Consider the following 15,141-nt stretch of genomic DNA (forward strand, 5'->3'; position numbering starts at 1 on the left):
TGCACCCGATTCTACGGCGTCTTTCGCTGAAGATGATTGATCTCCAGGATCACCGAATCCGCTTGAATTGAACTCTGGTGTCTTATCAAATCAAACTGCCAGCCGCCATGTGCTTTATCCACTTCGGCCTGATAATCCCGGCCTTTATGAAAGAAAGCGGTTGACGGACGGTCCAGCATCCACGGTGACGCATAGGTCAGAAGCAGATCGAGGTCTGCGAGCGCACGTGCAGAAACGAAATCACATTCCGGAATGATCTTGGCTGCTTCCTCGATACGGACTGCGTGCACCTGGCCTCGTGCGCCTGTCGACGCCAGGGCGACGCGCAGAAATGCAGCCTTCTTCTGATTGCTCTCGACAAGATGAACCCAGCCGGCCTCATGTTCGGATAGGAGGATAGCGGTGATAATGCCCGGGAATCCTCCTCCGGATCCCAGATCGACCCAGATGCCTGGCTTCGGAGCGAGAGCGTATATCTGCGCGCTATCGCCGATATGCCGGCTCCAGACATCATCCTTTGTGGAGGGCGCTACGAGATTGATCGTCTTAGCCCACTTCAGAAAAAGCTCCGCGAATGTATCCAGCTTGCTGCGCGTTTCACGTGAAACACCTTGAATCAGATTGGCACTCACGAAGCTTTCCTTACCTTTCCATCGAACTTTCTTACCAGCGCAAGAAGCAGCGTCACAGCCGCAGGCGTCATGCCCTCGATCTTTGCGGCCTGTGCAATGGTCCGCGGTCGAAGCCTGACAAGCTTCTGTTTCAGCTCATTGGAGAGACCGGATACGGCATCGAAATCAAACTCGTCCGGTATCTCCAGCGCCTCATCCCTTCTTGCCGAACGGATATCGTTGGCCTGACGCTCCATGTAGACGGCATAACCTGCCTCGATCTCAAGCGCTTCCGCTATTCGCGATGAAATGCCGCCGAGCTCCGGCCAGATGGTCGTCAGAGACGAAACGGAACTGTCCGGATAGGAAAGAATCTCATATGCGCTTCGGCGTTGACCATCCTTGTTCAAATGGAGACCATAACGCGCCGCCTCGTTCGGCGTCGTCGAAAGCGACCGTAGTTTCTCGCGCCCTTCATCCATATCTCTCAGATAGGATTTGAATTTCTCGGCTCTCGCGCGCCCCACAAGGCCCAAGTCGACGCCAAGCCGGGTCAGCCTCATATCCGCATTATCGGCGCGCAAAGACAGGCGGAACTCCGCTCTGGACGTGAACATACGGTAAGGCTCGGTCACACCGCGGCTGGTCAGGTCATCCACCATGACGCCAATATAAGAGTCCGTTCGGCTGAAGATATGAGGATCGAGTCCCTGGACTCGCCGAGCTGCATTCAGGCCCCCCACCAGCCCTTGCGCGCCGGCCTCTTCGTACCCGGTGGTTCCGTTTATCTGACCGACCAGGAAAAGGCCGCCAATCGCCTTCGTCTCAAGCCAGGGCTGAAGCTCACGGGGATCGACATGGTCATACTCGATTGCATAACCGGGATGAAGGATATCGACCTTCTCAAGACCCGGAATGGTGCGAATGAACGCATCCTGGATCTCTGCCGGCAGGGACGTCGAGATACCATTGGGATAGACGGTCGGATCATCGAGCCCCTCTGGCTCAAGGAATATCTGATGACCATCCCGCTCACCAAAGCGCGTGATCTTGTCCTCGATCGAAGGGCAATAACGCGGGCCTACGCCCTCGATCTGGCCGGAATACATGGCGGACATATGGATGTTGTCCGCGATGATCCGGTGCGTTGCCGCAGTCGTCCGCGTTACCCCGCAGGCGATCTGAGGGTTGCTGATCTTGTCCGTCATGAAGGAAAAGGGCGTCAATACATCGTCCGCTTCCTGCCGATCGATAGATGCCCAATCGATCGTTCGACCATCAAGTCGTGCAGGAGTGCCGGTCTTCAACCGGCCAAGCGCGAGCCCGTGGCGCCTCAAGGTCTCCGATAGACCGAGCGATGGCGCCTCTCCGGTGCGGCCTGCGGGAATTTTCTGCTGCCCGATATGGATCAGACCACGGAGGAAAGTCCCGGTCGCCAATACGACCGAACCGCAATTGATACGCCGGCCATCGGCGAGCAGAAGCGCCCGCACCGAGGATGCCTCATCCAGTTCGATATCGAACGCGTCTCCCTCGATGACGGACAGGTTCTGATGATTGCCGATCTCGCGCTGCATCGCTTCGCGGTAAAGCCGCCGATCCGCCTGCGTCCTCGGTCCACGGACGGCCGGACCCTTCTTCCGATTAAGAAGACGGAACTGGATACCGGCGGCATCCGCAACCCGTCCCATCAGCCCGTCAAGAGCATCGATCTCGCGCACGAGATGACCCTTGCCCAGACCGCCGATTGCCGGGTTGCAGGACATAACGCCGATCGTATCGCGTCGGTGGGTAATGAGGGCGACATTCGCACCGGTGCGCGCAGCCGCGCTCGCAGCCTCACAACCGGCATGCCCGCCGCCGACGACCACAACATCGAAGGTCATTTCATCCATGGAAACCTCATGTGTTTCACGTGAATCACTTGCCAATGCAGAACTTGGAGAAGATCACATCCAGAAGATCTTCGACGTCAACACGCCCAGTGATCCTGCCGAGCATATCGCCCGCCGCTCGCAGGCTGTCAGCCTTCAGTTCGAGCCGCGGTTCCTGTATCGCATTCTCGATCAATATGGAAGATGCCTGAATAAACTCGAGATGCCGATGCTTGCCGGCGAATTCCCCCAGCTGCCAACTGTCTCGCGCCTTTTCGACGATCGCCTGGTGAAGTTGGTCAAGGCCTTGCCCTGTTGCCGACGACAGGCAGATGTCATAGCCGTCTCGTTCGGCATGAAGATCCGCTTTTGTCCCTATCTGAAGCACTATTCCCGATAGGTCGTATTGTTCCGGTTGCGAATCGATATCGGTGAGCTGCAGGACAAGGTCGGCGTTCAATGCCGCCTGTCGCGCTCGACGTATGCCTTCTTGTTCAACAACATCCGTCGCTTCCCGAAGACCGGCGGTGTCGTAGAGCTTGACGAGATAGCCGTCGAGATCAAGATCGACCGTCAGAATGTCACGCGTCGTACCGGCCACGTCGGTAACAATCGCCACCTCGCGCTTCGCCATAGCATTAAGAAGGCTGGATTTTCCCGCGTTCGGCGCCCCGATGATGGCAACCTTGAATCCATCCCGGACGATCTCGGCGGATTTTCCAGAACTCACGGCCGCCGTCATCTCGGCAAGCAGCTTTCCGAGATCCTTCTCGACGAGCACTGCGGCGGACGCAGGAGCATCCTCCTCATCGGCAAAATCGAGTTCCGCCTCGATCATCGCCCGCGCATAGGTCAACCGTTCGGCCCAACCATGATAAAGGGCTGAAAGGGCGCCCATGCCTGTTTCCAGCGCTAGCCTCCGCTGCATCTCGGTTTCCGCGGAGACGAGGTCAGACAGGCCCTCAACTTCGACCAGATCAAGTCGGCCATGTTCGAAGGCTCGCCGTGCAAACTCGCCTGCTTCGGCCTGGCGAAGCCCCAGTTGAGCCAGCTCGCCGACGATTGCATTCACGACGGCACGGCTTCCATGAACCTGCAGTTCCGCGCAATCCTCTCCCGTAAAGGAATGAGGCCCTGCGAAATAGAGCACCAGACCCTGGTCGAGCATATCACCGTTACGCCGGCGAATCGTTCTGAGGCTCGCCTGTCGAACCGGGGGAACGGAACCCAGCATTGCGGTAAGCGCCTCGCACGTCGCAGGCCCACTCACACGAATGACAGCAACGCCGGAAGGGGGCTGACCGCTTGAAAGTGCGAAAATGGTGGCTTGCGTCATGTCGTCACCCAGCTGCTAAAACGGCAAAGGCGCCCGAAAGATCGGACGCCTCAAGCTTGGAACGAATCCGGCTAAGGATTACGTATTCATCGAGTCGAAGAAGTCGCCGTTGTTTTTCGTCTGCTTCAGCTTGTCGATGAGGAATTCGATCGCGTCCGTGGTGCCCATAGGCGCCAGGATACGGCGTAGCACGAAGATCTTCTGCAGGTCCTGGCGCTGAACCAGCAGATCTTCCTTACGCGTACCGGACTTGAGGATGTCCATGGCCGGGAAGATGCGCTTGTCGGCGACCTTGCGGTCGAGAACGATTTCCGAGTTACCGGTACCCTTGAATTCTTCGAAGATCACTTCGTCCATGCGGCTGCCTGTGTCGATCAGCGCCGTCGCGATGATCGTCAACGAACCGCCTTCCTCGATGTTACGGGCGGCACCGAAGAAACGCTTTGGCCGCTGCAAGGCGTTCGCATCCACACCACCGGTCAGAACCTTGCCGGAAGAAGGAACGACGGTGTTGTAGGCGCGGCCAAGTCTGGTGATCGAATCGAGCAGGATGACGACGTCGCGACCGTGCTCGACAAGGCGCTTGGCTTTCTCGATCACCATTTCGGCGACCTGGACGTGGCGAATGGCCGGTTCGTCGAAAGTCGAGGAAACGACTTCGCCCTTCACCGAGCGCTGCATGTCCGTCACTTCTTCCGGACGTTCGTCGATCAGGAGAACGATCAGATAGCATTCCGGATGATTTGCGGTGATCGAGTGCGCGATGTTCTGCAGCAGAACGGTCTTACCCGTGCGCGGCGGCGCGACGATCAGGCCGCGCTGGCCTTTGCCGAGCGGTGCGACGAGATCGATCACCCGGGCCGAATTGTCCTTCGACGTCGGAATGTCGAGTTCCATCTTGAACCGCTCGTTCGGATAGAGCGGCGTCAGGTTGTCGAAATGAACCTTGTGGCGGATCTTTTCCGGGTCGTCGAAATTGATCGTGTTGACCTTGAGCAGCGCGAAATAGCGCTCGCCTTCCTTGGGTCCGCGGATCGGGCCTTCGACCGTATCGCCGGTCTTCAGCGAGAAGCGGCGGATCTGCGAGGGCGAAATATAGATATCGTCCGGACCCGGCAGATAGTTCGCATTCGCGGAACGAAGGAAGCCGAAACCGTCCTGCAGCACCTCGACGACACCTTCGCCGATGATTTCTACGTCCTGGCTAGCAAGAACCTTCAGGATCGCGAACATCAACTCCTGCTTGCGCATGGTGCTGGCGTTCTCGACCTCGAGCGACTCTGCGAAAGTCAGCAAATCGGTCGGAGATTTGCTTTTGAGTTCTTGGAGCTTCATTTCAGCCATGAAGAGGAAACCACTTGAGAAATTATTGGGGGATTGGGCGTGTCGGTGAATTTCGCTACCGCGGAAGACAATCCGGGGAAAACGTCAGGTTACACGCATGCCACGAGATGGAGGTGTCAGGAAAATAGCGACTCCCCGCCCAACCCGCAAGAGGCCTGGGCGGAAAAAGCTGAGCGGCGTTAAAACGGCTTGATAATAACCAGAATCACGATCGCGATCATCAGGACTGTCGGGACTTCGTTCCAGATCCGCCAGTATTTCGTCGACCGCCTTGGCTTGTCTGCCGCGAAGTCTCTAACCGCACGACCGAAGAACATGTGAACCCACGTCAAAGCCGCGACCATCGCGATCTTGGCATGCAGCCATCCACCCTGGAACCGGAATACCTCCCAGGCCAGATAGAGCCCGAGCATCCAGGTGATCATCATTGCCGGGTTCATGATGACCCTGAGCAGCCGCCTTTCCATCATCTTGAAGGTTTCCGACTGCTCCGAGCCGATCGGCGCGTCAGAGTGATAGATGAACAGTCGCGGCAGGTAGAGCAATCCCGCCATCCATGACATGACGGCAATCACGTGAAAGGCTTTGACGTAAAGATAGAAATCGTCCGGCCGCAGGACATAGGTGGTCGCGAGGATGAGGAGAAAGATGGCCAGCGCGATGAAGGCACGCGTCTTGGCCCTGGCTCCGGCGTTTCCAGGCTCCGGCCTGTTATCCGAAGCCATCAGTCCTGCCCCCGCACCCGCTTTACAAGCCTCGTGACATTCTCGGGATCGGCTTCCGGCGTGATGCCATGACCGAGATTGAAGATCAGGGGGCCGTTACCAAGCGCCTGGAGAATGGCATCGATACCGTCGGTAAGTGCGTTGCCGCCCGCAACGACCCGCATCGGATCGAGATTTCCCTGCACCGGCCCATCCTTCTGCAGCTCGGCCGCGAATGACAGCGGCACGCTCCAGTCGAGACCGATCGCATCGGCGTCTGTTTTCTGTCGGTAATCCTTGAGGTTCATGCCCGCACCTTTGGCGAACGCAATGATCCTCGCCTGCGGCCTCTTGGCACGAATGATCTCGATCATCCGTGCAACGGGCTTGACTGCGAAATCCTCGAACTCCTTCTCGCCGAGAACGCCGGCCCAGGAATCGAAGATCTGCACGGCATCAGCACCGGCGTCGATCTGCGCGATGAGATATTCGGCCGAGATTTCTGCGAGGAATGCCAGCAGATGTTCGAGCGCCTTTCGGTTTCGATAACCGAAAAGACGGGCAGGCGCCTGATCCGGCGTCCCGTGTCCCGCGATCATGTAGGTCGCAACGGTCCAGGGAGCGCCGCAGAAGCCGAGCAGGGTCGTTTCTGGTGGCAGCTCATGCCGCAACCGTTTCACCGTCTCCAGGACAGGCTCCAGGTGCCCCAGAATGCCATCGGCCTTCAGTGCATGGATACCGCTCTCATCGATCGGATCCATCTGCGGGCCTTCACCCGGCGTGAAGCGCACGTTTCGATGAAGGGCGTCGGGGATGACCAGAATATCGGAGAAGAGGATCGCTGCATCGAAACCATATCGCCTGATCGGCTGAAGTGTCACCTCCACTGCCAGATCAGGCGTATAACAGAGATCAAGGAACCCACCGGCCTGTGTGCGCGTTGCACGATACTCAGGCAGATAACGTCCCGCCTGTCTCATAAGCCATAGCGGTGGTGGCGTTATCGTCTTGCCTTCCAGCACCTCGACGATCTTTCGCTTCGCAGCAGCCAATCTTTTTCCCTCATATAAAAAATCTAATTTCTAAAGGGTTTCTATTTCTTAGAGTCGGTGGGTATCAAGGATTAAAGTCAAACTACAGGTTAAGCCTGTAATTCGCTGACCCGGCTCCGGCTGCTGGCAATCCGCGATTGCTTACCGTGCACTTGTGGACGAATACGAATCGCTAATAAGATTCAATGCCGTAGGGAAAGCGGCGATCAGGTCCTGCCTGGGGATGGCTTGTGGACAGGGAAATGGGATGCGACAATTATCCACGCAACCCACAGATCCGCCGTGACGCCGTCCAAGCAATCGCTATCTGTGGAGAACTCGCAGGTTTTCCCAAGGGCGATCTGCCGGGAGCCGGCCTTCGATCGTCTGTCCCTAGTTATCAACAAACGGTAAAGTCTAACGTGGAGAACCGAAAAAACTTCTTCCACCTGCACCTGATTTCTGACTCAACGGGCGAGACTCTGATCTCGGCCGGCAGGGCTGCAGCCGCGCAATTCCAGGGCAGCTACGCCCTTGAGCATGTCTATCCGCTGATTCGGAACCGCAAGCAGCTCGGCTCGGTGCTGGAGGCTGTCGACAAGGAGCCGGGCATCGTTCTCTACACGATCGTCGATCAGGAGCTCGCCTCGGTCATCGACCTGCGTTGCCGGGAAATGGGTGTGCCCTGTGTCAACGTGCTCGAACCGGTCATCGACGTGTTCCAGGCCTATCTCGGTGCGCCTTCACGCCGTCGGGTCGGCGCCCAGCACGCATTGAATGCCGATTACTTTGCCCGGATCGAAGCGCTGAATTTCGCCATGGACCATGACGATGGTCAGATGCCGGAAACCTACGACGAAGCGGATATCATTCTGATCGGCATCAGCCGCACGTCGAAAACGCCGACCAGCATCTATCTCGCCAACCGGGGCATCAAGACGGCGAACATCCCGATCGTGCCGGGCGTCGAGCTTCCTGATGCGCTGTATCGCGCAGAGCGTCCTTTGATCGTCGGGCTGATCGCCACGACCGACAGAATCTCGCAGGTTCGGGAAAATCGCGAGCTCGGCAGTTCTCAAGGTTTCGACCGCCACACCTATACGGACCGGGCGAGCATCAACGAGGAGCTGAAATATGCCCGGGCGCTTTGCGCGCGAAACAGCTGGCCGATCATCGATGTCACGCGTCGTTCCATCGAGGAGACGGCAGCCGCCATTCTTGCACTGCGTCCACGGCTCAGATAAGGCCGAATCCGCTTGTATCCGGAGGTGAATACCGACGTGCGTCTCGTTCTTGCTTCATCCAGTCCCTTCCGTCGAATGCTCCTTGAGAATGCCGGGCTGACATTCGATTGCCGCGCGGCCGATATCGACGAGCGGGCGATTGAGAATTCCGCGGATCACGGCGGACCCGACGAAGTGGCCAAGGTCTTGGCCAATGCGAAGGCGCTCGACGTATCTGCACATTTTCCCGATGCCCTGGTCATCGGTTCGGACCAGACGATGTCGCTTGGTGATCGCGTCTATCACAAGGCGGCGAACCGGTCCGAGGCGAAGGAGACGCTGATGTCCCTCTCCGGCAAGACCCATCAATTGAACAGCGCAATCGCCATTGCACTCGACGGCAAGATTGTCTGGGAGCATGTCTCCCACGCGCGGCTTACCGCCAGAACACTCGATGAAGCTTATGTCGATCGGTATCTCGACAGGGTTGGTGACAAGGCGATGAGCAGCGTCGGCGCCTACCAGCTGGAGGGGGAGGGGATCCACCTCTTCTCGCAGATCGACGGCGACTATTTCACCATCCTCGGCCTGCCCATGCTCCCGCTTCTCGAACAGCTGCGTCACCTGGGGGCAATCGATGGCTGATTCACGTGAAACAGCTCAACCGGCCGCCTTCGTCACCGGATGGCCGATCAAGCATTCCCGCTCTCCCATCATCCATCGATACTGGCTCAAGCAATATGGCCTCGCCGGCAGCTATGAACCGGTTGCGGTCGCCGAACAGGATTTCGCCAATTTCATTGAATCCCTGAAAGACGGTACCAGCGGTTTCCGCGGCGGCAACGTCACCATCCCCCACAAGGAAGCAGCCTTCCGCCTTGCCGACTGTCCCGATGACCTGGCCGAAGAGATTGGCGCGACCAATACGTTATGGGTCGAGGATGGACGGATACACGCGACCAATACCGATGGATACGGCTTCGCGACCAACCTCGATGACTTCCATCCCGGTTGGGATCGGGCGGGGCGCGCCGTGATCCTGGGCGCCGGCGGCGCCAGTCGCGCGGTCATCCAGGCAGTTCGTGATCGCGGTATCGGCGAGATCCATGTGGTCAACCGCACCTTTTCACGCGCACAGGAACTGGCGGATCGCTTTGGAGCGAAGGTTCACGCCCACGCCCTGCCGGCGCTCTCCGAAGTCATGGCTGGTGCAGGCCTCTTCATCAACACGACCTCGCTCGGCATGGATGGGGAAGATTCGGCGATCATCGATTTCTCCGGACTGCGGACCGGTGCCCTGGTGACGGATATCGTCTACGTCCCGCTCGAGACGCCGATCTTGAGGCAGGCACGCGAACAGGGCTTTGCTACCGCCGACGGATTGGGCATGCTTCTGCATCAGGCGGCGCCGGGGTTTGAAAAATGGTTCGGCCGGCGCCCGGTTGTGGATGAAAGGCTGAGAGCGATGATCGTTGACGATATCCAGGCTGCGCCATGATCATCATCGGCTTGACCGGCTCGATCGGCATGGGCAAGTCGACGACATCGGCCATGTTTGCGGAAGAGGGGATCCCGGTCAACGATTCCGATGCTGTCGTCCATGACCTTTACAGATCGGAAGCAGTGGAGCCAGTCGGAGCGGCGTTTCCGGGCACAGTGCGCAATGGCGTTGTCGACAGGCCGGAACTGGTGCGGCAATTGTCTCGGCAGCCTGATGGGTTTCGTCGCCTCGAGGCAATCGTCCATCCGCTGGTGAGACAGCGGGAGAAGCAGTTCCTTGAGCGGCAGAAGGCGGCGGGATCGGACCTCGTCCTTCTCGACATCCCCCTACTTTTCGAGACCGATGGCCGAAACCGTGTGGATACCGTTGTGGTCGTGACCTGCGATCCACAGATACAGAGACAGCGTGTTCTTGCCAGGCCGGGCATGACGGAGGAAAAGTTCAGGCTGATCCTCGATCGCCAGACCCCGGATAGCGAGAAGCGCGAGGGTGCCGATTTCATCATCGACACCGGCGGCGGCCTCGATTCGGCACGGGCGAGGGTGAGGCAAATCATTGCGCTCCTGCGATCAGGAGTGAGGAGCGAGCGGAATGCGTGAAATCATCTTCGATACGGAAACGACGGGTCTTGAGTCCAAACAGGACCGGATCATCGAGATCGGCGGTATCGAACTCATCAATAACTTCCCCACGGGAAGAACGCTGCATCTCTATATCAATCCGGGCGACCGCAAGGTTCATCCGGACGCACTGGCCGTGCACGGCATTACCGACGACTTCCTGAAAGACAAGCCGAGCTTTGCCGAGGTTGTTCAGGAAATCATCGATTTCTTCGACGGCGCCAAATGGATCGCCCATAACGCAACGTTCGACATGGGCTTCATCAATGCCGAGTTCGACCGGCTGGGGCTGGCTCCGGTGCCAACGGAGCAGGTGGTCGATACGCTGTCGATGGCGCGCCGCAAGCACCCGATGGGCCCGAACTCGCTTGATGCACTTTGCCGTCGTTACGGCATCGACAACGCCCATCGTACCAAGCACGGCGCATTGCTCGATTCCGAACTGCTGGCCGAAGTCTATATTGAAATGACCGGCGGCCGCCAGGCCGCACTTGGCCTGATGGGCGCTGAGCAGGCAACCACTGTTGTCGAGTTGGAAGAGGTTGTCGTGGTAACGGACCGGGTCCGCCCGAGAGCGCTTCCAGGCAGATTGAGCGAACAGGACATAGAGGCCCACGCATCCATGGTGGCTTCTATGAAAGCCAAGGCGATCTGGCAGAAGTTCGGTCAGAACTAGAGCAGTTCCAGCAAAAGCGCGTAGCGGTTTTGCGTCCGGAACTGCGTAAGATCAAAGGATTGAAGCGATTTCGCGTTTCGAGGAAAAACGGAAACGCCCTAAGGACAAAAAAGAAGCCCGGGAGACCCGGGCTTTTTTGTTCCTATCAGCTGTTGAGCGGCTGAACCTTGGCGCGGGCCTGTTCTTCGGCCATGCGCTGCGTGAACATCTGCGCGAAATCGATGGGGTCGATCATCAGCGGCGGGAAACCGCCGTTGCGCGTCACATCGGCAATGATCTGGCGGGCGAACGGGAAGAGCAGGCGCGGGCACTCGATGAAGAGAACCGGCAGCATGTGTTCCTGCGGGAAACCGGTGATGCGGAAGACGCCGCCATAAACCAGCTCAGCTGCGAACACGACCTTGTCGTCATCCTTGGCTTCGGCATTCAGCGTCAGCACGACGTCGAAGTCGTTTTCCGACAGCGGGTTGGCGTTCACGTTCACATTGATGTTGATGCTCGGCGCCTTGTCACGAGCCTGAAGCGAACGCGGCGCGCCCGGGTTCTCGAAAGAAAGGTCTTTCGTGTACTGGGCGAGAATGTTGATCGAAGGGCTCGCCGACTGCGTGGTTTCGTCTGCCATGACATATCCTCAGGACTGATGCGTTGAGGCCGTCTAACATCTCGCCAATACGCTTACAACCCGTGACCGCACAACCGGAGTCTATGCTTCCCGATCCCTATGTCTCCCGGTCATTGTCCTTGGCCCAGGGCGAGGATGGGTTCGGACCGCTGTCGCGACGAAAGTCACCTTCGTCGAGGTCGACCACTTTGCCGCTTGGACCGGGGCGCTCGGGCGATGGCCCTGAAGAAGACGGCGAGGGGCGTCTGAAACCCGTTCTGCCGCTATTGACCACCACCACGCGCCGCCCGACCAGCGACCAGAGAAACTGCCGGACGAACGGAATGAACAGCGCTATGCCGACGATGTCGGTCAGAAAGCCCGGCAGCAGAAGCAGAATACCGGCGACGACGATCATCGCGCCATCGACGACGGAACTCGCGGGGATGTGACCCTGCTGACTTTCCTGCGACAGCTTTTTCAGGAGATGCAGACCTTGCTGCCTCAGGAGGAACGCGCCGAGCAGTCCCGAGAGGACGACCAGGGCCAGCGTCGACCACAATCCGATCGCCCGTCCGACGACGACGAAGCCTGCGATTTCGGCCAGTGGCCAGGCGAGGAGAAGAACGAGAGCGTAAAGTGGGCGCATGATCCGGTTTACGATTGACGATAGGGTTTCCTAGTCTCACACCTTCGCTATTTGAAGATGGAATGATGCAGACTATATGAGGATGTACATTCAACTTTTAAACGGCATCGCGGGTTAAGATGGGCTCAAACGACTTCATAACACTCTTTTTCCTTGTGGCCGCTGTGCTGATCTTTCTGCAATTGCGCAGTGTCTTGGGTCGGCGGACAGGAAACGAGAAGCCGCCGGTCGATCCTTACAGCCCCCGCGATGTGCTGAAGAATCCGGGAGCTGCGGACGACGGCAAGGTCGTGACCTTGCCCCGCAAGGAAGCGGCTGACGACGATCAGCGGGTTGCCGACGCCGACGCGCTCGCCCAGCCCGGCAGTGATTTGAACGAAGCGCTGAAGGCGATCATCAAGGCCGATCCGTCTTTCCGTCCCCGCGAGTTTCTCGAAGGGGCCAAGATGGCCTATGAAATGATCGTGATGGCCTTTGCCGATGGCGATCGAAAGACATTGAAGGGTCTTCTTTCAAAGGAAGTCTTCGATGGTTTCGATGCGGCGATCCGCGAGCGCGAGGCCAAGGGTGAAGTGGTGAAATCGACTTTTGTCGGCATCGACAAATCCGCTATTACCAATGCTTCGCTCAAGCAGTCCGAAGCTCAGGTGACGATCCGCATTGTCAGCCAGTTGATTTCCGCGACCTTCGATAAGGACGGCAAGCTCATCGATGGCGATCAGGAGGCTGTGGCCGACGTCACCGATATCTGGACCTTTGCCCGCGACATCCGCTCCCGTGATCCGAACTGGAAGCTGATCGCCACCGAATCCGAACAATGAGCGAGGCATCGTCGGGATACCGCCTGTCTCCCGTATCCTTCGGCGAACTCCCCGATTGGGACCTGGACGATCCTCGCCCGCTTTTCGAAGCGATGGCGAGGTGTCTTGCGTATATCGAAGAGACCAAGCCATACCGCACCGGTGCCCTGGGCCTGTCTGCCGGCGATCTCTTGCCGCTGCTGAAAACGGCCGCCGATTGGCCGCTGACCAGCCCGGGTGATGCGCGGGCCTTCTTCGAACAGAATTGCACGCCATTTCGCATTCGGCGGGAAGACGACCGGTCCGGCCTGGTGACGGCCTTCTACGAGCCGGAGGTGGACGTGTCCTCCCAGCCGGATGAGATCTGGGCCTATCCCTTCTATTATCGGCCCGACGATCTCGTTGATCTGGATGACGGCAACAGGCCAGGCAATCTCGAATCCGGCTACATGTTCGGACTTAAGACGCCTGATGGCATCGCCGAATATCCAGACCGTAAGGCGATCGACCAGGGTTATCTGAAAGGCAGGGGCCTTGAGATTGCATGGGCGCGATCGAAGGTGGACGTCTTCTTCGCCCATATTCAGGGCGCCGCCCGGCTGAGATTTGCAGACGGCACGATCCGCAGGATCACTTATGCCGCGAAGGCCGGCCATCCGTTTTCTCCGATCGGCAAGCTGTTGATCGATCGTGGCGAGATCGCGCGGGAGCGGATCTCGATGCAGAGCATTCGGGAATGGCTGGCGAGGAATTCGGCTAAGGTTGATGAGATCCTCTGGCACAATCGCTCCTACATCTTCTTTCGTGATGCGGATGTCTCCGACGATCACCTGGGGCCGGTCGCGGCGGCAAAGGTCCCGTTGGTCGCCGGCCGGTCTCTCGCGGTGGATCGAATGATCCACACATTCGGCTACCCCTTCTTCATTCATGCGCCGACATTGACCCATCTCGACGACGGCCGCTCGTTCGCGCGTCTCATGCTGGCGCTCGATACCGGATCGGCCATTGTCGGTCCCGCCCGCGGTGATATTTTCACCGGCTCCGGACATGAAGCCGGCGAGCTTGCGGGAACGGTGAACAATGACGCCGACTTCTATATCCTGATCCCAAAAGCGGCGGCAGGCAGGTATGGCGCATGAAGGGCGGACGCAAGCTCGATACCGAGGAACGGATACTCTGGGGCAAGGTTGCCAAGTCGACCCGCGCCTTCAAGGAGCGTCAGCACGATCTTCTGGCTTTCGAGGCGGAGGAGGCCGAACGTGTGGCCGAGGCCGAGCGGCAGCAGGCTCCCTTGGCTCCGCACGAGGCGAGCGAAAAGCCCGCAAGACAGATCCCGACCGCCCGCAAACCGAGCGGTTTTCATCATCCGCTGGAAAAGCCGACGAAGCAGAAGCTCGCCAAGGGCAAGCTTTCCATCGAGGCGCGGCTTGATCTCCACGGCCTGTTTCAGGCCGAGGCGCATGATCTTCTTCTCGATTTTATCTACCGCGCCCACGAGCGGGGCCTTCGCCACGTCCTGGTCATCACCGGCAAGGGCAGTTCGATGGGCAGCGAAGGTGCGCTGCGCCGGGCAGTGCCGCTCTGGTTTTCCAAGCCGGAATTCCGCTTCCTGATTTCGTCCTACGAATGGGCCGCGCGCCATCACGGCGGTGACGGCGCTCTTTATGTCCGCCTTGCGCGGATCGACAGAGCTGCGCCATGACGCCGTTCGGCATGGCGATGCGGACACTGCGCCAGCGCAAGGGCGTAACCCAGCGTGCCCTGGCCCAGGCGATCGGCGTGACGCCCGCCTATCTCTCGGCCCTTGAGCATGGCCGGCGCGGCCGCCCGACCTTCGAACTGCTGCAGCGCATCGCCGGCTATTTCAACATCATCTGGGACGAGGCCGAGGAACTGTTCCGACTGGCCAATGTGTCGGATCCGCGGGTCGTCGTAGACACCGCCGGATTGCCTGCGGAATATACGATGCTGGCCAATGAACTGGCCAAACGGATTAGCACTTTGCCGCCGGACGTGGTAGAAGAGATGACCAAACTCCTGAAGCGCAACCCATAGCCACTTTTTCTCGGGAACATCCACGGCTTTCCGGCCACATTGGCCTGCCACAACCTTTAGAAGCCGTTTGGGATTTCCTATATTCCCACTAAACCGAGCGGTGATTCGCGCGTCAC

General features: G+C 58.7%; 17 protein-coding genes. 9 read left to right on the forward strand and 8 right to left on the reverse strand.

The window, feature by feature from the left end; all coding sequences use genetic code 11:
* Positions 1 to 11: 11 nt before the first annotated feature.
* The 6 genes from rsmG to hemE form a co-directional block, all read right to left on the reverse strand.
* On the reverse strand, positions 12 to 632 hold the full coding sequence (gene rsmG / locus BM216_RS24425) for a 16S rRNA (guanine(527)-N(7))-methyltransferase RsmG (protein WP_093001831.1): 621 nt from the start codon (positions 630 to 632) through the stop codon (positions 12 to 14).
* Positions 629 to 2,497 (reverse strand): tRNA uridine-5-carboxymethylaminomethyl(34) synthesis enzyme MnmG, encoded by a 1,869-nt coding sequence (gene mnmG, locus BM216_RS24430; RefSeq protein ID WP_093001895.1) that lies wholly within the window; start codon positions 2,495 to 2,497, stop codon positions 629 to 631. The genes rsmG and mnmG overlap by 4 nt, the downstream gene beginning before the upstream one ends.
* Positions 2,498 to 2,531: 34 nt before the next feature.
* Positions 2,532 to 3,821: a tRNA uridine-5-carboxymethylaminomethyl(34) synthesis GTPase MnmE gene (mnmE, locus tag BM216_RS24435; RefSeq protein ID WP_093001832.1), complete on the reverse strand. Its 1,290-nt coding sequence runs from the start codon at positions 3,819 to 3,821 to the stop codon at positions 2,532 to 2,534.
* Positions 3,822 to 3,899: 78 nt separating this feature from the next.
* The gene (gene rho / locus BM216_RS24440) at positions 3,900 to 5,165 is read right to left on the reverse strand and encodes a transcription termination factor Rho (protein ID WP_093001833.1); all 1,266 of its coding nucleotides are present in this window, start codon (positions 5,163 to 5,165) and stop codon (positions 3,900 to 3,902) included.
* Positions 5,166 to 5,344: 179 nt separating this feature from the next.
* Positions 5,345 to 5,890 (reverse strand): protoporphyrinogen oxidase HemJ, encoded by a 546-nt coding sequence (hemJ, locus tag BM216_RS24445; protein WP_093001834.1) that lies wholly within the window; start codon positions 5,888 to 5,890, stop codon positions 5,345 to 5,347.
* Positions 5,890 to 6,921, reverse strand: coding sequence for a uroporphyrinogen decarboxylase (hemE, locus tag BM216_RS24450; protein ID WP_093001835.1), 1,032 nt, complete (start codon positions 6,919 to 6,921; stop codon positions 5,890 to 5,892). The genes hemJ and hemE overlap by 1 nt, the downstream gene beginning before the upstream one ends.
* Positions 6,922 to 7,322: 401 nt before the next feature.
* On the opposite strand from hemE, the gene BM216_RS24455 reads away from it, so the two are divergent.
* Genes BM216_RS24455 through dnaQ form a run of 5 tightly spaced genes read left to right on the forward strand, consistent with a single transcriptional unit; the run spans position 7,323 to position 10,920 of the window.
* Positions 7,323 to 8,144: a pyruvate, water dikinase regulatory protein gene (locus tag BM216_RS24455; RefSeq protein WP_093001836.1), complete on the forward strand. Its 822-nt coding sequence runs from the start codon at positions 7,323 to 7,325 to the stop codon at positions 8,142 to 8,144.
* 36 nt (positions 8,145 to 8,180) lie between these two features.
* Complete coding sequence (locus BM216_RS24460) at positions 8,181 to 8,768, forward strand: Maf-like protein (RefSeq protein WP_280141703.1); 588 nt, start codon at positions 8,181 to 8,183, stop codon at positions 8,766 to 8,768.
* The gene (locus tag BM216_RS24465) at positions 8,761 to 9,621 is read left to right on the forward strand and encodes a shikimate dehydrogenase (protein WP_093001837.1); all 861 of its coding nucleotides are present in this window, start codon (positions 8,761 to 8,763) and stop codon (positions 9,619 to 9,621) included. The genes BM216_RS24460 and BM216_RS24465 overlap by 8 nt, the downstream gene beginning before the upstream one ends.
* The gene (gene coaE, locus BM216_RS24470; RefSeq protein ID WP_093001838.1) at positions 9,618 to 10,223 is read left to right on the forward strand and encodes a dephospho-CoA kinase; all 606 of its coding nucleotides are present in this window, start codon (positions 9,618 to 9,620) and stop codon (positions 10,221 to 10,223) included. Before BM216_RS24465 ends, coaE begins: the two co-directional genes overlap by 4 nt.
* A complete protein-coding gene (gene dnaQ / locus BM216_RS24475) occupies positions 10,216 to 10,920 on the forward strand; it encodes a DNA polymerase III subunit epsilon (protein WP_093001839.1) in 705 nt (234 codons plus the stop codon). The genes coaE and dnaQ overlap by 8 nt, the downstream gene beginning before the upstream one ends.
* 145 nt (positions 10,921 to 11,065) lie before the next feature.
* On the opposite strand, the gene secB is transcribed toward dnaQ, so the two are convergent.
* Together secB and BM216_RS24485 are read right to left on the reverse strand one after the other, a co-directional pair.
* A complete protein-coding gene (gene secB / locus BM216_RS24480) occupies positions 11,066 to 11,542 on the reverse strand; it encodes a protein-export chaperone SecB (protein ID WP_093001840.1) in 477 nt (158 codons plus the stop codon).
* Positions 11,543 to 11,639: 97 nt separating this feature from the next.
* Positions 11,640 to 12,170 (reverse strand): FxsA family protein, encoded by a 531-nt coding sequence (locus tag BM216_RS24485; RefSeq protein ID WP_093001841.1) that lies wholly within the window; start codon positions 12,168 to 12,170, stop codon positions 11,640 to 11,642.
* 119 nt (positions 12,171 to 12,289) lie between these two features.
* On the opposite strand from BM216_RS24485, the gene BM216_RS24490 reads away from it, so the two are divergent.
* From BM216_RS24490 to BM216_RS24505, 4 genes are read left to right on the forward strand one after another with little or no spacing between them, the layout of a single operon-like run.
* On the forward strand, positions 12,290 to 12,991 hold the full coding sequence (locus tag BM216_RS24490; RefSeq protein ID WP_093001842.1) for a Tim44/TimA family putative adaptor protein: 702 nt from the start codon (positions 12,290 to 12,292) through the stop codon (positions 12,989 to 12,991).
* Positions 12,988 to 14,109, forward strand: coding sequence for a murein transglycosylase A (locus tag BM216_RS24495; RefSeq protein ID WP_093001843.1), 1,122 nt, complete (start codon positions 12,988 to 12,990; stop codon positions 14,107 to 14,109). The genes BM216_RS24490 and BM216_RS24495 overlap by 4 nt, the downstream gene beginning before the upstream one ends.
* Positions 14,106 to 14,672 carry a Smr/MutS family protein gene (locus tag BM216_RS24500; protein WP_093001844.1) on the forward strand — a complete coding sequence of 189 codons (567 nt, stop codon included), beginning with the start codon at positions 14,106 to 14,108 and terminating at the stop codon, positions 14,670 to 14,672. The genes BM216_RS24495 and BM216_RS24500 overlap by 4 nt, the downstream gene beginning before the upstream one ends.
* Positions 14,669 to 15,025, forward strand: a complete 357-nt coding sequence (locus BM216_RS24505) for a helix-turn-helix domain-containing protein (protein ID WP_093001845.1) — start codon at positions 14,669 to 14,671, stop codon at positions 15,023 to 15,025. Before BM216_RS24500 ends, BM216_RS24505 begins: the two co-directional genes overlap by 4 nt.
* Positions 15,026 to 15,141: the final 116 nt, after the last annotated feature.

Origin of the sequence: Rhizobium sp. NFR07, from assembly GCF_900111905.1 — a bacterium.
GTDB lineage: Bacteria > Pseudomonadota > Alphaproteobacteria > Rhizobiales > Rhizobiaceae > Neorhizobium.